Here is a 22668-nt window from a genome sequence, read left to right as displayed (position 1 = left end):
TTTACAGTGAAAAATCGAGTAAGGTCGACCACCTTATTAATTGTATGTGTATTCATATTTAGTTTATTGACTTATTATCCGACAAGTGCAAAAGCCTCTCGTACTTATTATGTACATAAGACCTCCAAGCTGTATTCTACTTCAGGTTCATCGAAGCAGGTGATGGGGTTCATTCCAATTAATGCACAGCTGAAAACGGCCAGTAAAACGAAGAGTAAAATGTATAAGGTAGTCTATGCAGGCCAAACGGGTTATGTATATAAGTCGAATTTGTGGACTAGGCGAACAACGGTAACGCGATATATTAAAAAGACCTCGTACTTGTATACAAGCTCAAATGCGGCAAAACAACGTGTGCAGAAAATTGCGATTAACAAAAGCCTTACAACGGATAGCAGTCTCGGCAATAAGATGTATCATGTGAATTATAAAGGAAAACGCGGCTATGTTTATGCCGTTAATCTGTCTACTAAAAAAACTCCGATCACAAAATATGTTATAAAGGCGTCGAAACGTTATAAAAATTATGCGCATACCAAAAATTATAAGGGTAACATACCTGTAAATACTGTGCTCACGACAACGAGCCCTCAGTCGAATAAACTCTACTGGGTGAACTATAATGGCGTCAATTGTTACGTATATGCTTCTAATTTAGCAAGTCAACCATTGAATTATTCCTATGACAATTCTATTCCGTCAAATACTTATGGAGTGGTTTCAGTCGGCGGAAATCATGGAATCTGGGATCAGCCGTATGGAATTGCCGGAGCCAAATCTGTTGGAAGAATTGCGGACTATGAACGTCTGCCGCTTAATATTCTTCGAGAATCAAAGGTAGGCAGTACAGTATGGTTCCAAATAGGTGTCGATGGACAGACATTGGGATGGATTCATAAGGATACGGTTCAAGTGACTTCTGAAGCAGCCGAGGACGGCAGCATCCCGCATGTGGCAGTGGCCAATGTACACAATACAAACGGACAACTCTATGCGAAGGTGAATGATTCTCCGCTCCCGGTATTTCTGAACATCTATGCAAACCTTAAGCTGAAAATCGATCAAATCGCGGACAATGGCCGATGGGTTCATATTAAGAAATATACGGCAGGTACGAGTCTCGGTTGGGTAAAGAGTGATGACTTGACGATTCAGGAAGCCAATGCGTCCGGATTAATCAATGTGAATTACAACGCAACCATCTCCAGCAGTACCGCACCGATTTTTGATGATCAATCAAGCTTTGTCGGGTATAGCGGCCAGTACAACGCGGACAATCGTGTCGTTCAAATTAACGAAGAGAAGCAGGTAGAGAATGAGGAAATGTACCGCATTTCGTACAATCATCATGTCATTGGCTGGGTGCGCAGCAATGCGATGAATCTTGTGAACCCAACAAAAGCGTATATGCAGGCGCGTGACCTAAATACGACATTCGGCATATACAATGGTCAAAGTAATGGAGATGCTCCTGACAGTAATTCGCGCATCGGCAATTTATCCAATTACAGCAGGCGCATGTTGGAAGTCACGAAGACATGGAATGATTGGTCGTTTATTAAGTATAACGATTGGTTCGGACAGGCGGATAAGGATATTGACATCGGCTGGGTTAACAATGCAAGCCTTAGTGAACTCCAGACACGAACAGACGACTTTCAGTATCATATGCAAACAGGCAATGCCTCTGACGGCAAACAGCAAGGGCTTGCTTATGACTCCAAGAGAGATTATTACTATGTCGGATACGACCTTGGGAACGGATTGGGTAAGATCGCAGCCTATGATCGCGGCGGGAAAAAAGTGAACGAATCAGGGTCAATGACTTTAGGTCATGCCTGTGCACTCAGCTATAATCCTTATAATGATCAGTTATATGAAGTAAGCAGTGCGGGAGATGCACCAACAATTTACACGATTGATCCGGATTCTCTTGAAATGACAGGACCGAAAAAGGGATCAGAAACTGGTATATCTCTTGATACAAATCGTATTCCATATGTTGCCATGATGGCAGTGAGGGATCAGGATACGCTGATTTTACTGACCGAATCGTTTGGTGATGATTCTTTCTTCACTTATAACCTGAAAACAGGGAAACTTTCTGAACGACACAGCATGCAGAAAATGGGTATTGTTCAAGGTATGCAGTATGAGGATGGAAAACTATACTTCCTGGCAAACAATTATTTGACTGTGCTTAATGACAATTGGACTATTGCGGATCGTTTCCATTTCTCCATTCCGAATGGCGGAACTCCTCAGGAGAGTGAAGGATTGACCATGATGGACGGTAAGTTAGTGATCGGATTTGCAGATCATCATTTGTATATTGAAAAATAAATAAAAGGATGAGACAGGTGCCCACGGCTTTTTCAGCTGTTTGGACACCTTTTTTATTGAAACTTTTTTTCTTGCCGGATGTAAATATATGGTTGAAACAGATTATCCTTTGCATCTGCACTAGAAAAACACTAAAATGAAAATATAATCTGTTCCTAATACTAGATATACATTTGGGGCAGGAATAAAAGGAGAAAAGGAAACAGAAACTATGAATTTACTGATCGGCTATTTGCAAAAACAATCAGTCAGACGCGTCCTTATTTTTGCTCTGCTGGTATTTATTATTTACCTGTGTCGAAGTTTGATTGATTTGCTCTTGCTTACATTTATCTTTTGTTTTCTTGTGGACCGTTTAGAAACCTTTGTCCACCAAAAATTGAAATTGCCCAGACGGTTTGTGGTCATTGTTCTTTATTTGTTAATTGCGCTAGGCATCTATGCGGCACTGACCATTTACTTACCAATTATTGCCGATCAGACGGTACAGCTGTTTGACTCGATCATGAAGACAATTAAGGAATTTCGCGGATCTGTCGTGGTCAATGCGTTCTTGGATCAGCTGCAAAAGTATAATGTCGAATCCTATCTGAAATCGGGTGTCAAATTTCTGATTGATTCGTTTTCTTCCTTTGGTTCATTTACGATCGACCTGTTTCTGGCATTGCTGCTCAGCCTGTTCTTTTCTCTGGAAAAAGAGCGGCTGCTTAAGTTCTCAAGAGGATTTAAAACGAGTAAAATCGGGTTCCTATATGATGAGGTTGCTTTCTTCGGGTCTCGTTTCGTACAGACCTTCGGCAAGGTGATTGAAGCTCAATTTGTCATCGCACTTGTCAATACGGCCATTACAGCGATTATTCTTGCGTTGCTGCATTTCCCGCAGCTGTTCAGTTTGATTCTGATGGTTTTTGTTTTGAGTCTGATTCCGGTTGCCGGCGTTGTCATCTCGCTGATTCCGCTTTGTATGATTGGCTATACGATCGGTGGAATACAGGATGTTATTTATATGGTGCTGACGATTCTTGCTGTGCATACGGTCGAAGCTTATGTACTGAATCCTAAGCTGATGTCAGCGAAAACGGAACTCCCGGTTTTCTACACGTTTGTTGTCCTAATCTTTTCCGAACATTTCTTTGGCATCTGGGGACTTATTGTCGGTCTGCCGGTCTTTGTCTTTCTTATTGATGTGCTCGGTGTTGAATACAAAAAACCAATCAAAAAACTGTCGTTGAACCGATCAAAAAAATAAATGATAGACCCAATAAGGCAGGGCGGGAGCGCTCTGCCTTTTCTTTTACAGGTATCGCTCCTTGCACGATCGTCACGAATTCAGTATGATTGAAGCATCACGCAATCTTTAAAAAGAGGTATTTTATATGAGCATAACGTCCATTTATGGATTAACATTGGATAAATTAACAGGCTGGCTGGTGAGTCAAGGCGAGAAAAAATTCAGAGCCGCACAAATTTGGGATTGGATCTATGTCAAACGTGTCGATGATTTTGAGAAAATGACCAATCTCTCCAAAAAGACAATTCAGCTGCTTGAGAACCATTTCGTTATGGGAACACTGGAAACGCAGATTGAGCAGAAAGCGAAGGACGGAACGACAAAATTTCTGTTCAAGCTTTCTGATGGTAATTTAATTGAGACCGTTTTGATGCCGCATGAATATGGACTATCCGTCTGTGTCACATCTCAGGTGGGCTGCAACATCGGGTGCAGCTTTTGTGCGAGCGGATTGTTGAAGAAAAACCGTGACCTTACAAGCGGGGAAATGGTGGAGCAGTTGGTTAAAATTCAGCAAAGCCTTGATGCACGTGAGAAAGATGAACGTGTCAGTCATATTGTTGTCATGGGCATAGGTGAACCATTTGATAATTTTGAACCGGTTATGGATTTCCTCAAGATTATTAACGATGGCAAAGGTCTCGCCATTGGTGCGCGCCATATTACCGTTTCAACCAGCGGTATTGTACCGAAAATCTATGAATTTGCCGATATTGACTGGCAAATTAATCTGGCCATTTCGCTGCATGCACCAAATAACGAACTGCGCAGTAGAATCATGAAAATTAATCGTGCCTATCCGATTGAAAAGTTGATGGAAGCTGTCGACTATTATTTAGAAAAAACCAATAGGCGTATCACGTTTGAATATATTATGCTTAAAGACATTAATGATCACAAAGAAGAAGCTCTGCAGCTTGCCAAACTGCTCGAAAAGAAACGTCATCTGGCGTACGTCAACCTGATTCCCTACAATCCGGTCGAAGAACATTCGGAATACCAACGGAGTGAGAAAGACGCTGTGGTTGCCTTCTATGAAACGTTGAAAAAGCGAGGCATAAACGCCGTTGTTCGTAAAGAATTCGGTACGGACATTGACGCCGCCTGCGGTCAATTGCGCAGTAAGCAGATCAAGAAAGAACGCGTGGTTAAGCGATAAGGCTCAAAGAGTACTAAATCGGCAGAAAGGACGTTTCCTTTCTGCCGGTTTTTCTTATTCAGACATAAATTCTATGTAACTCTCAGCTTCCAAAATGGAAAGAATGGAACGACAATTCGTTCTCAAATTAGTAATTGTTATCGATTTTATCTCTGAGCCCACAGTGCAAGATGGATGCCGAACCCAATTAGGATTGAACCGGTCACACTTTGGAGCATAAATTGGACTGAAGGTTTCTGCAGCCATTGATTGAATGCTCCGATGAGGAACACATAGGTACTGAACAAGAGAAAATTGATGAGGATGTGCGTTATTCCAAGTATAAAAAAGGGGACAATTGAGTGATTGTCCGGCCGAACAAATTGAGGCAAAAACGTCAAAAAGAAAACGACGACTTTAGGATTGGTCAAATTGGTGAGAAATCCTTGGAAGTAGCCCATTTTTTTTGAAAGGTATTTTTTCGAAAGCACAGATTGTCCATTCATTTGCGTTGCGGTCTGATTTCTAAGACTAAATAATGTTCGTATGCCAAGATAAGCCAAATACAATGCGCCGATGTATTTGAAAATGGAAAAGAAAAAAGCGGATTGGACAAGTAGGGCGGACAGACCGAGTGCTGCCGCGGTCGTATGAATGAAAAGTGCATGAGACGTCCCGGTAATAGTACTTAAGCCGACTGATCGACCGTAAAGCAGTGTATTCCGTGTGGCAAGCGCCATGTCCGGTCCGGGGAGCAGAATCAAAAAAATAGAGACAATAATAAAAAGCAGATAATGTTCCACCAGAGACCACACTCCAACAATTATTGATGCATGCTGCTTTGGGCGGCATGTTGCTTTCGCAAGGCTCTTTTCTTTATAGCACTCATCATCTGGATTTGCGCAACCATGAGCACCATAACAACTAAGAACGTGAGGACGTACATGGAAAAGATCAGTATGTTTTTAGAATCCGTTCCTCCCATGATGCCATGGGTGAGCGCCAGCAGAAAAAGCAGATACGCAATCAGATGGAAACTATGCCAGATTTTTCTCGGCATTTTCTCTTTCAGGTCAGTCGTCAGAAGTACGAACAGCAATCCATAAAGTGTGAGTGTTCCGAGTCCGTAAAGAAACGGCTCACGCGGTGCTGTGAAAGGAACAAGCAGCTGCATCCAAGAGAAAGGAACATAGGGATCAATGATCAGGAGCAGCGGATGCAGCATGGCAACAAATACGCCGGTTGTGTTGAAGAAAAAATGTATGCTTAAAAGCAGGTCGCGAGCTTTTTTTCTTCCTCTCCAAATGGGCATGCCGGCCATAATACCTAAGCATATGCCGCAGAAAAGGAGCAGGTACGCACTGATGCCGAGCACGCGGACAATGAGCCAGGTCGGTGCATGCGCAGATAAAAAGCCTGTCCGGCGTTCGAATTCAATAAATAAGCTGATGATGATCATCAATGAAAATCCAACGGTCCACTTTAAAACCTTATGCTTTTGGTCCACAGTTCATCTCTCCTTATTTGGTGGAAAGGATATTTTTTCTGGGAAATTTTTATAGCTGCACAAATTCTTCAAATTGGATGAGATGGTTAATTGACCATCCTTTTTAATGAACAGGTAGGCAAGATCCGGACGCTTCGCCTCGAACCATTCGGGTCCCTCACGGCTGTCCATAATCAGGAGGCATTTTGCATAGATTTCGCATGGCAGGAGTTCCGGCCCCACAACAGTTGCCTGAATAATATCCGATTCTGAGGGCAAGGCGGTTCGTGGATCAATAAGATGATGAAGCCGGTGCTTCCCGTCGCTCCAACTGCGTTTGATTTTGCTGCTCGTAGCGATGCCGAAGCGACGGTCTTTGACAGTAAGTTTCCCAATGATTTGGTCATCGGAAAAAGGGTGGGCAATGTTGATGACCCATGGTTGCTTGTCGGACCAGCCCATGATATCGCCGCCGGCATTGATTAATCCTTTCGAGCGACCATCATGAATAAGAGCCAAGGCCGATTTTTGTACTGCCCAGCCTTTTGCAATACCACCGAAATCCAAAGTACAGCCTGAATGCGGTGTTACGCTCCGCTGTTCAAGATCAAATTCAAAAGAAGCTGCTTGGATTGGGGAAGAAATAACACAACGGGTACGCTGAGCATGTAAACGATCGATTTCATCAAATGAACGATCATAGCCAAGTTCTTGGATAAGGCGGCCGAGAAACGGATCAAAGATACCATCTGTTTCCGAATAGAAACGCAGTGCTTCAAATAGCAGTTCGGCAAATCGCGGAGATACGGTTACAGGCATATCAGCGCTCTGATTTACCCGATAAAGCTCACTGCTCGTTAGAAATCTGGAAAATTGTTCTTCTGTCTCGGTCATTCGTTTAAAAACTCTAGACGCGTCCGGCGCGTTTAATCCAGAGATATGTACCTGAGTATTCATATGAAAACTGTGAAATTCAGGCAAAATTACGATCCTTGTGTACTTGTCGTTGGATCTTGTTTGACCGAAGCAATACTTTTGCCAGTATTAAATCCTGCACGTACATGATCTAGGAGAACACCGTGTGATTTTGCGCCGGATGGTTTGTAAACGGCCTGAGCGGTCGATTGTGTGTTGTCTTTGCCAATGGTAATTTTTCCGGTGAACACGACTCGGTTCTGCCAGTAAATGTTGCCTTCAGCTTTGTAGACGTAGGTGCCGGGTTTTACCGCCTTTCCCGCGGCGTCGGTACAATCCCAATATACAGTATGGTTACCGGCGTCTTGTTCCGGAAGTTTGACTTGATTGACTTCGGATTTGGACGCATGGGCCCAGTTTGATGCCTTGCGCCACTCCGGCAATGCCTCAGCCCGCATTTTATAGCCTCCGCCTGCTGTGAAGCTTGAGGCACGCAGCGTTTTAACATAATGGCCTTTTTCATCTTCGATCCAGAAGGCGATCTGATTGCTTGCCAACTGATCCAAGTGAAACAGTCGATAGTTTATAGCGACAAGACCGAGCGTTTTTACATCAGGGACATGGACTGCAGAAGTGTCAGATGACGAGACAGATGAGGTTGAGCTGTCGGAAGAAGGCTGGGACAAAGAAAAGGGGTTATCAGCATGAGCAAATTGGGACATGCCTGAAACAATGATAACGCCGGCGCCTAATGTACCAATGACAGGAGCTAATATTTTTTTCGTTGATCTCACTCCCAATGTTCAAAATTTATTCGCTTAACAGAATAGAAAGTTTCTTTCATTATTATACAGCTAATGCGAAATTTTTTACATTGACGCGCTTTGGCAAGAAATAAATAAAAAAAGCGATAAAAAACCGCTTGGGTTTTCCATCGCTAGTATAAAAAGGTTAAGATTCGTAATTAATGTTATTAAACGATACATCGCGCGCCACGCCGGCCGGCTGGAGTTCTTTATTTGGGATCTTCAAAATAAAGTTAACGATGTTTTCCGGAATTTGCGGATCAACGTACTGCTGCTGTGATTTCTTAATTTCTTTCAGCATCGCGACGTTGTTATCCAACAGTTCATTAATTGTCGGAACAAGATTGCCCATTGAATCGCATGTAATTGCCAAATGATATTTTTCAGCAAATCTTGGATTTCCTGCTTCTTGTCCGGGAAGAGCTCCGGTAATCACGATTGGCGTGTTGCAGGAAACAGCTTCCATCATGACATTTGGGCTGCTCCGAATAAATGCGATATCGGAATTTGCAATCAAGTCTTGGATATTTCGTGTGAATCCGTAGATTTTGACTTTGTCACCGTATTTTTTACCCAAAGTTTTTTGGAGATGTGCTTGTAATTTTTCGTTTCTTCCGGCAACAATGGTAATGTTGAAACCAAAAGTTTCGATCAATGTTTTGGCCATTTTGCCCATATTGCCAACGCCTTCGCCGCCGCTCATGAGCAAGCAATTCAATGGTTTGTTCGGTGCATAATGTTCGGCATCTTTCTGAGCGTGGTTATAGAAGCGTTCGCGCACAGGGAACCCAAACACTTTAATCTTTTCAGCCGGCACACCAAATTCAATACATTTATCCTTGGCTTCTTGTGTCGGGCTGATCACATAATCGGCACGAGCATCCGCCCAAAGCGGTGTAATGCTGATCAAATCGGCGATCAGTGTGACGAATGGTATATGGATGTCATTTTTTTCGAGAATATTGAGAATAGAACCGTTAAAATTCGGATGGACGGTCAGAATGAGATCAGGCTTAACTTTGTCAAGTAGAGCAAGAAATTTGGTTCGAATTTTCATCTCAATCAAATGATTAACAAATGGCACCTTAACGGAAGTGATATCCCAAATGACTTTCCAGAGATGTTCGGAATTTCTGGTGATGGGTCCGTACATTTTGCCGACTCTGAGCAATGTGTTACCGCCTAATGAAAAGCCATCAACCACATGAATCTTTACATCCGGAACAATATCAAATTTTTCACTAAGGGATTCTGTAATACTTTTGTGGCCGTGTCCGGTGTAATTTGAAGATATGATGAGTATATTTTTAATCATCGAAGATATCCTTTCTCTAACAATTGGACTGACTCGCTAGATAAGCAGTCTCTTCTGTCTACCTTACATTGTATGCTAAACTGGGACAAGAAACAATTTTTTTTGGAAGTTATTGAACAATCGTAACAAAAAGCTTACTATAACGCAACATAAACTTAAGGAGATCACGTTTGTATGTCACTTCAGAAATTTAAGACTGTGTACGCTATATCCGTCTATGTCAGTCTGGCGGCGTTTGACAATATTGTTATTGGTTTGTTTCCGCCGCTTTTCAAAATCATATCACACGATTTGCAGGTGCCGATCTCGTCCATGGGTGTCGTTTCAGCGGTTAATATTCTGGTGACTGCCTTCTCCTCGCTGTTTTGGGGTTACTTGTCTGGGAAGCATCACCGCAAACGGTTAGTCATTGTCGGTACATTGATCTGGGTGGCCGGTGTTTATCTAACGTCACTCAGTGGTTCGTATATTCATCTCATGCTCTGTCAAATTATCACAGGGGTCGGTTTGGGCTGCATTGCATCCATTGGCTTCAGCGCGCTGACTGATTATGTTCCCTATCACTCTCGAGGCATGATTCTAAGTTTGTGGGGCATGTCTCAGGGCTTTGGCGGCATTGCCGGTGCACTCATTGCTTCAATTATTTCGACTATGTCCAGCTGGAGATTTCCCTTTGAACTCTTGGCGATAATCGGCTTGCTGCTCATTGTCTTCTATTTTTTTGTGGAAGAACCACGCTTTGGCAGTGCGGAACCGGAACTAAAGAAGCTGATGGATCGCGGCATGAACTATACATACCGCATCGGAATGAGCCAAATTTTAACGATGATCGGTAAGAGAAGCAATCTGCTGCTCTTCTTGCAAGGGTTCTTCATGAATATCGCAACCGGCAGTCTGATCTGGCTGCCCACTCTTTACATATCTAAAATTGAAGAGATTGGTTACGGAACGAAAATTGCGATGATTGTCGCCGCCTTCCTGTTCGGTATTTTTCAAATCGGCGGTACCCTGTCCTCCTTTTTCGGTTACCTTGGGGATAAAATGCAGAGAAGGAGTTATAAGGCGCGCGCACTGATTACTGCGGTGTTCGTTTTTCTGACCATGCCTCTCTATATCTTATTATTTATTTTTCCAATCGATCAATTATCACTCCCGGACACAACAAATTCGGTAACTTTATTTATTAGTTTGCTTGGGGACTTGATTTCTAACCCTTGGATTCTGTCGCTTTTTGTCATTTCTCTGTTCGCATCGGCCGCGCAATCAGCGAATACGCCGAATTGGCTGGCTTTGATTACCGATGTGAATCTGCCGGAACATCGGGGTACCGTATTCAGTATTGCCAATCTGGCGAACAGCCTGGGGAGAACGGTAGGAAACCTTGGTATGGGGGCGGTCTATGCGATTGTCTCGATCTATTTGCATAGTCCCGGTGATTATATTCTGACGATGAGCCTCTTACAGATCCCACTCATCCCGTCAGCACTATGCTACGTGTTTATGGCTAAATATAATGTTCGTGATATTCATTCGGTGAAGAAGACGTTGGTTAAACGTGGGAAGATTGTGTAAGCAATGATGATCGAAACGTGGGGATAAAAAAACGCCGCTAAAATCCTTAAAAAGGATTCAGCGGCGTTTTTCGATATTTAGGCTTGTTCTTCAAACAAACGAGCGATTTCGACAATTGTCTGGGTCGCTTTAATCATATCGTTGACGGACAGGTATTCGTACTTGCCGTGGAAATTTTCTCCACCGGTGAACAGGTTCGGTGTCGGAAGTCCCATATAGGAGATCTGCGCGCCGTCAGTACCACCGCGAATCGGCAGGACTTGCGGTTCAATGTCGAGATTTTTCATGGCCTGATACGCAACATCAAAAACTTCTTTATGCTGTTCAACGATTTCTTTCATGTTGTAGTACTGATCTTTCAATTGGAGTTCAATCGTGCCTTCACCGTATTTTTTCTCGAGTTTCTTTACGGTTTCTTGAACGAATGCTTTTTTCGCTTCGAATTTGTCCTTGTCGAAATCTCGGATGATGTAAACGACTTTGGTTCGTTCCACGTCTCCGGTGAAGGTCAGCGGATGGTAGAAGCCTTCATATCCGTCAGTAAGCTCAGGTGCTTCTTCAGCAGGCAGTTGGTTTTGGAAATCAACAGCCATCTTGATTGAATTGAGCATTTTGTTCTTGGCGGAACCGGGATGGACATTGCTGCCCTTGAAAATCAGTTTCGCTTCTGCGGCGTTGAAATTCTCGTATTCAAGTCCGCCAAGCGCGCCGCCGTCAACGGTATAAGCAAACGATGCACCGAAAGCTTTAACATCAAATTTATGCGGACCGCGGCCGATTTCTTCATCCGGAGTTAATGCGACGCGGACTTTGCCGTGCTTGATTTCCGGATGCTGAATCAAATAATCCATGGCGGTGATGATTTCAGTAACGCCGGATTTGTCATCGGAGCCAAGCAGTGTGGTGCCGTCGGTTGTGATCAGCGTATGGCCTTTGTAATTGAGCAATTCCGGGAATGTCTTCGGGCTGAGGACAATGTTCAGATCTTTGTTCAAGACAATGTCGCCGCCGTCATAGTTTTCGACAAATTGCGGGTTAACCCCATCGCCGGTGAAATCGGTAGCTGTATCAACATGGGCCATAAAGCCGACAACAGGAGCATTCTTCTCCGTATTTGCGGGTAAGGTGGCCATAACGTAGCCGTTTTCATCCATTGTGACTTCCTGCATGCCGATACTTTTCAGTTCGGCAACAAGCTGGCGAGCAAGTGTCAGCTGTCCTGGCGTTGATGGGCAGCTTGGGCTGTCATCATCGGATTGTGTATTGACTTTTACATATGAAGTGAAGCGTTTAATCAGATCTTCTTTCAAAAGGGTCACCTTCCTTAATAATCTTTTTCTATCTTACCACTTCAAAGGCGTCAGATCATGTTAGCAGGAGGCAGCTGTGTAAAATTGAATCGCGACAAAGCACAACCGCGATATAAGCGCACGAACAAGGGGCACCGTGTGTCCCAATGCACGAAAACTAGAGTTCAATGCATGAAAATCAGAGGCCAATGCACGAACGCGTTCTAGAGCCGAGACTATGCACGAAACCAGTGATCCAATGCACGAAAATCGTGATTCAATGCATGAAAATGGTGATCTAATGCATGAAAGTCAGACCCCAATGCACGAATGCAATTCGGAGCCGACTCAATGAATGGAATTGGTGCTCCTATGCACGAAAAAAGTGATTCAATGCACGAAAACCCGAGTTCAATGCATGAAAATTAGACGCCTATGCACGAACGCGAATCGGAGCCGACTCAATGAATGGAATTGGTGCTCCTATGCACGAAAAAAAGGATTCAATGCACGAAAACCCGAATTCAATGCATGAAAGTCAGACCCCAATGCACGAACGCGATCTGGAGCCGACTCTATGAATGGAATTGGTGCTCCTATGCACGAAAAAAGTGATTCAATGCACGAAAACCCGAGTTCAATGCATGAAAATCAGATTCCAACGCACGAACGCGATACGGAACCGAATCTATGAATGGAACCGGTGCTCCTATGCACGAAAAAGAGATTCAATTGCTTTTTTGCTTGCACCCGGATGAGATGATCTGTTACTTTAAAGGACAGGGTGTATCAGACAAAAGGACGTGCTGGGATGAAACAAATGAATGTCTATTTTAATCATGATGCAGGGATTGATGACCTTGTATCCTTATTTTTATTACTGCAAATGGATCAGGTGGAGGTCACCGGCGTATCGGTCATTCCTGCCGATGGCTATTTAACACCGGGCATTGAGGCAAGCAGAAAAATCATTGATCGATTTGGAAGAAAACCTATTGAGGTTGCGCGATCAAACTCACGCGGGCACAATCCGTTTCCGAAGGAATGGCGCATGCATCCGTTTTTCGTTGACGCGCTTCCTTTATTGAATGAATCGGGAAAGGTGGAAGCACCGCTGAGTACGCTGCCTGCGCATGAGCATTTAGCGCAGACGGTCAAAGAAAGTGCGAGAAAAACAACACTCCTATGCACCGGACCATTGACTGACGTGGCGCGTGCCCTCGACTTCGCCCCTGATATTGAGGAGAAAATCGAGCGGTTAATCTGGATGGGCGGTACGCTGAATCCGGTGGGTAACGTGCAAGAGCCGGAGCATGACGGGACAGCCGAGTGGAACGCATTCTGGGATCCGGAAGCTGTGGCGCGTGTATGGCAAAGCAGTATTCCTGTGCGCATGGTCGCACTTGAGAGCACCAATCAAGTGCCTTTGACCGTGCCGATTCGCAATCACTGGGCGTCACTCCGAAAATATACAGGTATCGATTTTCTCGGCCAATGCTACGCAGCGGTGCCGCCGCTCGTTCACTTTGAAACCAATTCGACGTATTACCTGTGGGATGTTCTGACGACAATGGCCGCAGGAAATCCTGATCTGGTACAGACGAAGAAGGTGCGCACAATTGTCCATACGGAGGAACCTAGCCAAGGACGAATTGAAGAATCCGTGGATGGGCGTGAGGTTGAGATTGTTTATGACGTGAACGCTGATGCGTTTTTTGAATCAATCGTTGACCTTGCGAAGAAAGCGCGGCAGTGAGGAATTACGAGCGCAAGTAAAAACATTGAAAATGCAAAATGGTTATATTGTAGTTACAATGATTACGTGATAACGTATACACATAATAACATTTGCATAGAATAGGAGGAAAAACTATGGAGAGTGCTGCAGCTTTGGAACGGAAAATTTTTAAGATGGGCAACAGCTATGGATCAACGTACCCGAAAGAAGTGCTCGAACATTTGCATGTCAAACCCGGGGACGAAATTGTTTTTGAGAATTTGGATGACGGGACTGTGAAGATCCGCAAAAGCAAGGCGGTAAACCTTCCGGTTGGTATTGATCAGGAGTTCATTAAAATGGTGGATCAAATAATCAAGGATAATGATGCAGTGTTTCGAGGCCTTGTGGATCGATGACCGAATACTTAAATAAAAACCAAGTTATTTATCTTAATGCAGTATTGATTAAGCGTTTTTCGCCATCTGAGGACATTGGCATTAAAGAACCAAGTTTGTTGGATAGCGCGATTAACCGCCCAAAGCAATCGGTTTTGGGCGAAGATGCGTATCCAACACTCTGTCAAAAAGCGGCTGCATTGTTTCAGAGCTTAGCTCAGAATCATCCGTTTTACAATGCCAACAAACGGACTGCCTATGCTGCCCTGGAATTATTTTTGCGAAAAAATGGCTATGTCATCCAGGCAAGTCAAAAAGAAAAAGAGAATTTTACTGTTGAATTATCTGATCAGCAAAATAAAATAGCGATCCAGGACATCAGTACTTGGATCAAAGTGCATGCAACCTTGTGGCGGTAATCTGATGCATTCGTTAATAACTGCTTCAGATGCTAGTCATTTTTAACCCCTTCTATAAGAATTAGTTATTCAATAATGGGATAACGTCTGTTTGACAAGATCGCATTAATCAACATTTTATGTTCCGTAAATAGATTGTCGGGTAATGCGTCAAGTGAAAAGAACTTATTTTGCAGTGACTCTTCGTTGTGCTCAATGAATTCACCTGTATAGTCCGTGCAAGTGAAAGAAATAAGAACCAATGAAACTTGGTCGCCGTTAGAAAAAGTTTTATCGTACTGTGGACCTGAATGAATACTAAGGAGTTCAAGCTTTCCTAATTGAAGCCCTGTCTCTTCATAAACCTCTCTCCTAGCTGTATCCTGAATGCTTTCCCCTAATTCCATAAATCCGCCTGGGAATCCCCATTGTCCATTATCAGAACGTCTTTGCATCAGCACACGATGCTCCTTATCAAAAACGATTGCACCTGAAACAACCATTAACACCTTTTCGTGACCAACCATTGATCTCAAATAGTTAATGTAATCCAATGTTTCCCCAGCCTTTCTCGTTTAATTTAAATGAGCATGCTACATCAAGTTGTCATGAAGAACTAAGTCTCTCACCAAATCAAGCATGTCCTGATTTTGTTTGAAAACGAGATCGGGGGTATGATTTATATCAAAGTATTTGAGCCCCCAAGTTTCCTTGGTTTGTTTACTGAGCAGACATCCACCAATTGGTTTAACCAAAATAACATACCGATGTTTTGCAGCTTATCTCCATTTGCATACTCCATGAAATACTTGTCAAACACACCTAGTGGCCGAACAACTTTGACATTAAATCCGGTGTCTTCAAGTAGTTCTCTTTTACATGCCTCCGAATAGGATTCACCATACTCCAAATAGCCTCCAGGCAGACACCAACCACCACCAGCCCGTTCTTGCAGGAGCAACTTACCATGATCCATAACAATTCCGGTCGCTGTATTTAAAATAATCGGTGTATGTCCTACGAACTTTCTGATGCTTTTAATATAATCTGCCATATCCAACCTTCCTTTCAAAATTGATGATTACTGATATCTTGTGGATTTATTGACTACTACAAGAGCGCAGAATATTAGAACCGCCATGAGAAACACACCCCGATACCCAAATAAATTAGCTGTATAGGAGCCGAGAAACGGACCGATTACGATTCCCGCAGATTGAAAGGATTGGTTATATCCAAAAATACTGCTGGAAATTGAGACCGGTGTATTTTTAGCAAGCAGAATGCTAACTGCCGGCATTAATGCCGAGTCGGAGAGCCCAATAAGCAGTTGCAGAATTACTAATTGCCAAATGTTCGTGACAAAAGCCATTGGCAGCAAGAAACAAATGGATGCCAGCAAGCTCACTTTAAGGATTCTCTCCGTACCTATACGATCCCCTAGCTTGCCAAAATAGGATGACATCAATAAACAAGAAACACCAGGTGCCGAAGCAACCAAGCCATTCATTAAATTAACATTTCCGGTATTATTCATTAATTGTGCCACGTACAAGGGCTGTATTGGACTGATCGAATTGTTTCCGATTTGAATCAGCAGGGCGGTCAGGTACAAATTCACAATGATTTTCTTCTTCGGAAAATCGTTAAATCTCACGTGCTGCAGCGATGAGCGCTTTCTCCATGGGCGACGGTTCGTTTCGTCAACACCGAACAGATTGATAAAGAAGACGCCAATTAATAAAAAGCTGGCGAGCAAGAAAGTTAATCTGTAACCAACCAGTGAGCCGATCACGCCTCCTATTAAAGGACCAAGCAGTGAGCCTGTTATGAAGCCGATCGCCAGTGTACCTAGGGCATAACCGCCCTTCTCCTTAGGCACTTCCGCCGCCAATAAAGCATTCGTATTGCTGAAATAGCCGGCAAACGCACCTTGTAGAAGGCGCAAGCCAATGAATGCCCATACATTGGTCACCATAGTAAAAGCACCGATTGTTAGTGCGGCCCCCATAGCACTTAGCAACAGGATCGGTTTTCTTCCAAACCGATCGCCCAGTTTCCCCCAAACTGGTGAGAGAAAAAGGGCAGTAAAGTAAGTGGATGAGAACACTAGGGCACTAAAGCTATTAAGCTGATGCGTTGAAAAATTCCCCAAATCGCGCAAGAAAAAGGGCAAAAACGGCATTACTTCACTAAAAGCAATTCCCGCAACCATATTGCCAAACAACAAAATAAGCATTAATCTGCGCCAATGACTATGCGTGAGTGGTGCTGACTTTTCCTCTTTCCCAACCATTAAGACGCCCAACCTCTTCCTAAATACTGTTCATGTGTTGCTAACAGTTTAAAGGGTTGGCATAATGAGCTTAGCATCGTGTTACTTATATCGACATGAAGTGAGGAGATAAATATGATGACAATCGGAGCGTTGATCAGAACGATCAGATTGGATAAGGGCATGACACAAAAAGAAACGGCTCAAGGTATTCTCTCGCGTTCCCATTTATCGGAGCTTGAACATAATAACTACTACCCAACCTATGACAAAATGATCCTGCTAATTAATAGACTGGGGTTGTCTTTGGAAGAATTTGAACGCGAACTGCATCAGAACAAACTTTTTTTGGAGGATTACTATATTCAACGCGCGAATGATCTTTCAACAGAAAGTAAAGTTGATGAGCTGGCAGCATTGCTGGAAACAGAATTTACAGAGAGCGTTGCGAAGCATTCACTTCGTCTCGAACATAAGCGTTTAAATATGTTGGGACTAGTCGATTTTATTCGACACAACGGTCATATTAACTATGCCAAATATGAGTCGTTGTTTACCTATTTATTAAAATGTCAAAATTGGCGTCACTATGAGCTCGCTCTATTAAGCAACTCTATTTTCCTCGCAAACTATTCCGTTGCAAAAGTACTTGCCAAACAATTTGTTTCTAAATTTCAAGATAACCAATCGCATTTCAGTGACTATAAAATACCCGTGTTATTTAATAATCTAGCTGAAATGGCATTAATGAATCATGAGTACAATACGGCCTTGAGCTATTGTCAGGTTTCGCAAAACTACACGGTTAAAAACCATGATCTGTATAATCAACTCATCAGTGAAACCTTAGAACACATGGCAAATATTTTGTTGGACAGATCATCTGAGGCGGAACTGGAAGAACACCTGCAACTGTTTATTAAATTAAACTATCAGGACACTGCCAATTATTATTCCAAGCTATGTAAACAGCTAGATATTGAGGTGGGCTTAGACAGTGATTAAACGCATCGATTAAAACCGGCGGACGGTAGTAAAAGGTAAAGTCGAAATATGTTGAATAAAGTTAAAGTATTGTAAATACTATGGATTTTCATTGCCTATCTTTTTTAAAAACGAGATACTGGATTTGGTCCAATAACTTAAAGGATGCCGGCTTTTGTTTCTCTATTTTTGATCGATGATTTTTTATACCGGATGAAAATAGGAGGAGTAACTATGAAAAAAGAAACATTGATCATAACCGGAGTATCAGCAGCAGCTGTTTTCACCGCACTATTTTTCCTCGTATTCAACCTACCCGACAATGACCAGGAAAAAGCGGATAAACAAGTGAACGAAAAGAAAGAGCATGTGACTTACGATCATCAGAACGCATACTCCGAAAGCGCACAAGAACAAAATGCAACCAAATCAGAATTGCTGTCTCCGCAGCAATTAGGAATGACACCGGAAGAATATGTGAAAAAGTTCCCATCACCTGAGACTCCGAAAGAGGTCGAAAAGAAAGGGCTTGATGGGATACAGAATCCAAATCCTTTCGGTGATGAAAATAAAAATCGCGGCGTTGTCGATGATAGTGACTTTCAGCGTTACCTATTGTTAATGGCAGGCAATAAGAAGAAAATAACGGATGATCGAATTGAATGGCTGTTGTCCGCCTTGGCAATTGATAAAATAGGTTTGAAGCACAAAGACGTTTACAGTGAAATACTGAACCGTTGGAAACACGAAGACTTTTCGCATCTTGGATCAGACAAGCAGAAAGTCCTTAATCTATAGAACTAAGAGCTTTCATATTTGACGAATTTTCTTGTCCATGATGAACTAATAAACATCCATCATCTGCTCAGGAAGTCGCAAAAGTCCATTGAATGAGGAGGGTGTCTCAAAGTCGATTTTCGACTATGAGACACCTTTTAATTATACTGAATCTTGGTTTAGAGTTAGAAGAATCTACTATAATGGTATATGATCTGTTGATGAAAAAGATGTAAGAGGTGAATGACTTGGGACCATGGCAATCATTTGTATCGTATTGGAAAAATTACTTTAATTTTAAAGGAAGAAGTAGCAGAGCGGATTATTGGTGGGTACAATTATGGTTAGCACCGCATATTATTATTTCGCAACTCCCTCGATTTATAAAGATACCGTCAGCTTCAACAGTACAAGCGGAAAATGCCAACTTGACCTTTGGAATATTTCTAATCTTTGTCTATAGTATTCTATTACTGAATGCAGTCTTAACATACGTTTTTTTAATTCCTTCAATGAGTCTAACATCTCGGCGCCTTCATGATATCGGTTTAACTGCTTGGTGGTATGTGCTTGGTACGATCACTCTAATCTTTTTCAGTTTTATTTTTCACTCTCTCAGGCAAGTTGTCCCATTTTGGGCTTTGATTTTTATTGTCCTTTCACTGTTTCCGTCAAGGGGTCCTAATAAATTCGGTGAGAAGGCTGATGTATAAGCAAAACGAATAAACATAGTTAAAGTGCGTGCGTCCACCCATTTCAAACTTTTCTGACTTCAATTACAATTAGAGGAATACAGCATGAGATAATCAGTTGAGACATTGCGACTCTACAATCAGTGATTCGGCAAATCTGAGCTTTTTTTGTTTTTTTGTACGCCAACGATCCGCTTTGCTGCCTTTAAAATAGTTCTAATCAATGAGAGGTGCTTATATCAAAATGAAGAAAATCCATTTAACGATTCTGATCATCCTTATAATTAGCCTTGCTGTGAATGTTACTCTTGCTCTTAACTGGTCGAATAGTACAAAGAATGCTAGTGTGCTCGCCAAAAAGGTTGACGATTACTCCAAAAAATTAGCATCGATTAAAAAGAAAACAAAAAAAAATTTGGCAACTAAGAATGCTCTTTCAGAATTATCCAATTGGAAGATTAAACCGAAACCTATTGGTTCATACAAATATAACCGAAATAAAACGAATGGTGAGATTATGTCATTTTATGAAGCCAACGCCATTTATAACTCTGACAAAAAGTATCAGAAAGTCGGCCTTGATGGTGTGCAGGCACCGAATCCTTTCGGGGACAAAATGATTAATCGCGCTACCATTACCGATGAACGTGCACAAAAATATTTATTGAGCATGATCAATAACCCAAAGGAACGGACAAGACAACGTATCGACTGGCTTACATATGCTGTGTTTCTTAACAAGTCCAGACTGAAACATCGAAAAGTTTATGCTGACATATTGACTCGTTGGCAGAATAATTATGACTTTTCACAACTTACAAACGAACGGAAGACGATTGAAAATCTACGAAAATAATGGAAATATAGATAATTCATCAATAAAGAAAATGGGTGATTAAATATCAAAAAATATCGGGAGTTCTTTTTTTGCGTTATCGCTTGTGCTTCTTTATATGTTCTTTGATTCAAAAGTGTGTTAGAAAATGCTTTCTGGATGTTCTTGTTATTTTTTTCCTAATGTATTTGGGTTATCAAGGGCAGTAAAAATCTTGAGATGAATAGATAAACAACGCTCCATTGCAGCGGAGCGTTGATCAATGTGACACGTACCCTCGATTTCTCGCGATATTGAGGAGAAAGAAGCTATTGAATGAAAGAATGTAGTTGAAGAAAAGGTATCAATGAAAATCCAATCAGGAAGCTAAGAGAAAGGGTAAGAAAGTAATACCTCTTTTTCATTTTTATTTTTTTATAAAGTGCTCTATTGGCAAATATCAATAATGGAAAGTAAAACAAACTGATGAACAAAGCGATCAAAAGGAATAAAATTCCGTCTCCTTGCTCTGAATTGGGATCAACAAATGCTAAACCTAAATCTTGAGCAGTATAAGGTATACCTAGAATCCAAAAACAGATGACATAAAAGAATAACAAACCGAGAATGAAGTTTAATAGAGCTTCAACGGAAACGAAGATAAATTTCATTGTGTTCCACCAGTCAATATAGTATAGTTAAGCCCATTATATAGGCTTTTAGTGCTTTGATAGGGACATTTGAAAATACCGTCAGATTATTATCTATAGAATGACTATGTTTTAAGAATAGTTCACTGCATCTTTACTGGACACCTCATAGTTAAAATTCCTTCCTCAGCCCCGTTTTCCACACAATCACATTCGCGATCAGTAGGCAGACAATATAGATCAATATACCGTATCCGGGAAGAGCCCAGCGAATGACGGCGTGACCTGCGGCGAACAATCCGGCAATGAGAAACAAGAAGAAAATCATTATATTTCCGCTCGTTGGAGTGGCGTCAAAAGGCTTTGAGAACGGGAACGCTTCATTTAAACAATATCGGTAACTAATGACGGTGAAGATCGAAGCGGTTAAGAGTACCGCAATTAAATCCGGTAGAATGCGCCAATGAAAAAGAAACAGGAACAGAACGGATAAAATTAGGAACACCGGAAGAAAAAGCTGCGTGAGAGCTGCTTTGAGTGTTCCGGAAAAAATAGCCGTGCGATTGGCGATCGGCGCGGTTCCGTAGATCCATGCACCTTTATATGCGCTTGAATAGTTAAGCATGAATAGAGCAGTAGGAATCAGAAGCAAGCTGAAATAGACATAGTAGTATCCTGATCCTTTACCCAGTTGATCCAATGATGAGCCTTGTAAGCCATTCATTAAAAAAATGAAGGGAAAGACCAGTGACATTCCGAGTGAGGGGTAGACCTTCAGCTTGAACATGCGGTCCTGCTTCATCATTAAGGAAGCGAATCGGAAGAAATGGCGCTCTTCTTGTTTACGGCAGAGCAGTCTGCCGAGAAATCGGTTGAACCACCCGAGCTTCTGTCTGCTTTTTCCGGTTTGCACGGATAATTTAATGATGGCGCGTTCAAAGGATGCGCTGAATCCATGATAAATCAAAATGAGCACAATAGGCGCAACGAAACCGAGGATACCTAGAAAGATAAATTGCGACTCATGATGCCCGCCAATCAGCCATTCGGTCATTGCGCCAAACCAAAGCGGCGGAACGAAGAACTGCCACCAGGACAGAGACAGACTGATGTGGCTTACCGTAATATCGAACGCGCGAATAACGAGCTGGTAGCCAATTGCAATCGCGAATGACAGGAAAATCTGCACATAGTTGATGACATCCTTCAGTCGCTCGCCGTCAAAGAACTTTAACACAATCAGATAGATGAATGTTGTGCAGGAAATGGCGATCAAGTCAATCAGTACAAGATTTAATAAGAATAGAAGGAAAAACAGCGGACCGCTGCGCATCAGACCGACAATTGCCGAAGGGAGGCCCATTGTTCCGGTCAATAAGATGAGATAGATGCAGATGTGGACGGTTTTCGCCGCGTGAAGTGTCCTGGAATCAATGGGTTTCGTCCCTAGGATGGATTGATCACGCGTGTCGAGAAGCACCGCTGAGAAGTCTGCAATCATCGCGGTCATGACCATGAAAAGAATGATACTGAACACGAGACTCATTTTGAATAAATAGTCACTGCCGAGAAAATTAATTGGGACAATAAACAGCCCGGTTAGTGCATAGACCCAGAGTGATTTAAGAAACAAATTGCCCTCTTTTTCCTTATTCCGAGCTCTGCTGCCGAGCACAACTGGCGTTCGTCGAGCATCCATCAGCAATTTGGCGGCGAGCACCTTCCGCATGACCGGATAATCCACATGCATACGATTGAACATCCATTTCAAACGATCAAGCACTTTTAAGAAAAAGTTCTCTTCCATA

At 42.4% G+C, this 22668-nt stretch carries 20 protein-coding genes and 1 pseudogene; 11 read left to right on the top strand and 10 right to left on the bottom strand.

What is annotated here, in order from left to right:
- The first annotated feature begins 6 nt into the window (after positions 1-6).
- From NOM01_RS07910 to rlmN, 3 genes are all read left to right on the top strand, one after another.
- On the top strand, positions 7-2343 hold the full coding sequence (locus tag NOM01_RS07910) for a GW domain-containing glycosaminoglycan-binding protein (RefSeq protein ID WP_255747839.1): 2337 nt from the start codon (positions 7-9) through the stop codon (positions 2341-2343).
- A 211-nt stretch (positions 2344-2554) separates the two neighbouring features.
- The gene (locus NOM01_RS07905) at positions 2555-3592 is read left to right on the top strand and encodes an AI-2E family transporter (protein ID WP_255747838.1); all 1038 of its coding nucleotides are present in this window, start codon (positions 2555-2557) and stop codon (positions 3590-3592) included.
- A gap of 127 nt (positions 3593-3719) precedes the next feature.
- Positions 3720-4793 (top strand): dual-specificity RNA methyltransferase RlmN, encoded by a 1074-nt coding sequence (gene rlmN, locus NOM01_RS07900; protein WP_255747836.1) that lies wholly within the window; start codon positions 3720-3722, stop codon positions 4791-4793.
- Between the two features lie 146 nt (positions 4794-4939).
- Here rlmN and NOM01_RS07895 read toward each other — a convergent pair whose 3' ends face one another.
- From NOM01_RS07895 to NOM01_RS07875, 5 genes are all read right to left on the bottom strand, one after another.
- Positions 4940-5578: a LysE family translocator gene (locus tag NOM01_RS07895; RefSeq protein WP_255747938.1), complete on the bottom strand. Its 639-nt coding sequence runs from the start codon at positions 5576-5578 to the stop codon at positions 4940-4942.
- A 17-nt stretch (positions 5579-5595) separates the two neighbouring features.
- Positions 5596-6279, bottom strand: coding sequence for a hypothetical protein (locus NOM01_RS07890; RefSeq protein ID WP_255747835.1), 684 nt, complete (start codon positions 6277-6279; stop codon positions 5596-5598).
- A 3-nt stretch (positions 6280-6282) separates the two neighbouring features.
- Complete coding sequence (locus tag NOM01_RS07885) at positions 6283-7215, bottom strand: FAD:protein FMN transferase (RefSeq protein ID WP_255747937.1); 933 nt, start codon at positions 7213-7215, stop codon at positions 6283-6285.
- A 26-nt stretch (positions 7216-7241) separates the two neighbouring features.
- Positions 7242-7967, bottom strand: a complete 726-nt coding sequence (locus NOM01_RS07880) for a DUF2271 domain-containing protein (protein ID WP_255747833.1) — start codon at positions 7965-7967, stop codon at positions 7242-7244.
- Between the two features lie 157 nt (positions 7968-8124).
- On the bottom strand, positions 8125-9294 hold the full coding sequence (locus NOM01_RS07875; protein WP_255747832.1) for an MGDG synthase family glycosyltransferase: 1170 nt from the start codon (positions 9292-9294) through the stop codon (positions 8125-8127).
- 174 nt (positions 9295-9468) lie between these two features.
- On the opposite strand from NOM01_RS07875, the gene NOM01_RS07870 reads away from it, so the two are divergent.
- A complete protein-coding gene (locus NOM01_RS07870) occupies positions 9469-10866 on the top strand; it encodes an MFS transporter (protein ID WP_255747830.1) in 1398 nt (465 codons plus the stop codon).
- A gap of 77 nt (positions 10867-10943) precedes the next feature.
- On the opposite strand, the gene pepT is transcribed toward NOM01_RS07870, so the two are convergent.
- The gene (gene pepT, locus NOM01_RS07865; RefSeq protein ID WP_255747828.1) at positions 10944-12176 is read right to left on the bottom strand and encodes a peptidase T; all 1233 of its coding nucleotides are present in this window, start codon (positions 12174-12176) and stop codon (positions 10944-10946) included.
- Between the two features lie 790 nt (positions 12177-12966).
- On the opposite strand from pepT, the gene NOM01_RS07860 reads away from it, so the two are divergent.
- The 3 genes from NOM01_RS07860 (at position 12967) to NOM01_RS07850 (ending at position 14689) form a co-directional block, all read left to right on the top strand.
- Complete coding sequence (locus NOM01_RS07860; RefSeq protein ID WP_255747827.1) at positions 12967-13911, top strand: nucleoside hydrolase; 945 nt, start codon at positions 12967-12969, stop codon at positions 13909-13911.
- A gap of 116 nt (positions 13912-14027) precedes the next feature.
- A complete protein-coding gene (locus NOM01_RS07855) occupies positions 14028-14291 on the top strand; it encodes an AbrB/MazE/SpoVT family DNA-binding domain-containing protein (RefSeq protein ID WP_255747826.1) in 264 nt (87 codons plus the stop codon).
- Positions 14288-14689, top strand: coding sequence for a type II toxin-antitoxin system death-on-curing family toxin (locus NOM01_RS07850; protein WP_255747824.1), 402 nt, complete (start codon positions 14288-14290; stop codon positions 14687-14689). Before NOM01_RS07855 ends, NOM01_RS07850 begins: the two co-directional genes overlap by 4 nt.
- 65 nt (positions 14690-14754) lie before the next feature.
- Here the strand turns inward: NOM01_RS07850 and NOM01_RS07845 are convergent, their stop codons facing one another.
- The 3 genes from NOM01_RS07845 to NOM01_RS07835 form a co-directional block, all read right to left on the bottom strand.
- Positions 14755-15222 carry an NUDIX hydrolase gene (locus NOM01_RS07845; RefSeq protein WP_255747822.1) on the bottom strand — a complete coding sequence of 156 codons (468 nt, stop codon included), beginning with the start codon at positions 15220-15222 and terminating at the stop codon, positions 14755-14757.
- A 125-nt stretch (positions 15223-15347) separates the two neighbouring features.
- On the bottom strand, positions 15348-15722 hold the full coding sequence (locus NOM01_RS07840) for an NUDIX domain-containing protein (protein ID WP_255747820.1): 375 nt from the start codon (positions 15720-15722) through the stop codon (positions 15348-15350).
- Between the two features lie 27 nt (positions 15723-15749).
- On the bottom strand, positions 15750-16964 hold the full coding sequence (locus NOM01_RS07835) for an MFS transporter (protein WP_255747819.1): 1215 nt from the start codon (positions 16962-16964) through the stop codon (positions 15750-15752).
- 117 nt (positions 16965-17081) lie between these two features.
- Here NOM01_RS07835 and NOM01_RS07830 point away from each other — a divergent pair, with 117 nt between their 5' ends.
- The 4 genes and pseudogenes from NOM01_RS07830 to NOM01_RS07820 all read left to right on the top strand — a co-directional run bounded on the left by NOM01_RS07830 (position 17082) and on the right by NOM01_RS07820 (position 20252).
- Positions 17082-17948 carry a helix-turn-helix domain-containing protein gene (locus NOM01_RS07830; RefSeq protein WP_255747818.1) on the top strand — a complete coding sequence of 289 codons (867 nt, stop codon included), beginning with the start codon at positions 17082-17084 and terminating at the stop codon, positions 17946-17948.
- Between the two features lie 213 nt (positions 17949-18161).
- A complete protein-coding gene (locus tag NOM01_RS07825; RefSeq protein WP_255747816.1) occupies positions 18162-18725 on the top strand; it encodes a DUF6241 domain-containing protein in 564 nt (187 codons plus the stop codon).
- A gap of 326 nt (positions 18726-19051) precedes the next feature.
- A pseudogene (locus tag NOM01_RS17230) lies at positions 19052-19417 on the top strand (DUF805 domain-containing protein); the annotation flags it as partial.
- Positions 19418-19640: 223 nt separating this feature from the next.
- A complete protein-coding gene (locus NOM01_RS07820) occupies positions 19641-20252 on the top strand; it encodes a hypothetical protein (protein ID WP_255747815.1) in 612 nt (203 codons plus the stop codon).
- A 780-nt stretch (positions 20253-21032) separates the two neighbouring features.
- On the opposite strand, the gene NOM01_RS07815 is transcribed toward NOM01_RS07820, so the two are convergent.
- Positions 21033-22667, bottom strand: a complete 1635-nt coding sequence (locus tag NOM01_RS07815) for a hypothetical protein (RefSeq protein WP_255747814.1) — start codon at positions 22665-22667, stop codon at positions 21033-21035.
- Between the last annotated feature and the right edge of the window lies 1 nt (position 22668).

Origin of the sequence: Sporolactobacillus sp. STSJ-5 (genome assembly GCF_024385605.1) — a bacterium.
Classification (GTDB): Bacteria; Bacillota; Bacilli; order Bacillales; family Sporolactobacillaceae; genus Sporolactobacillus.
This window is presented reverse-complemented; position numbering and strand designations above follow the sequence as displayed.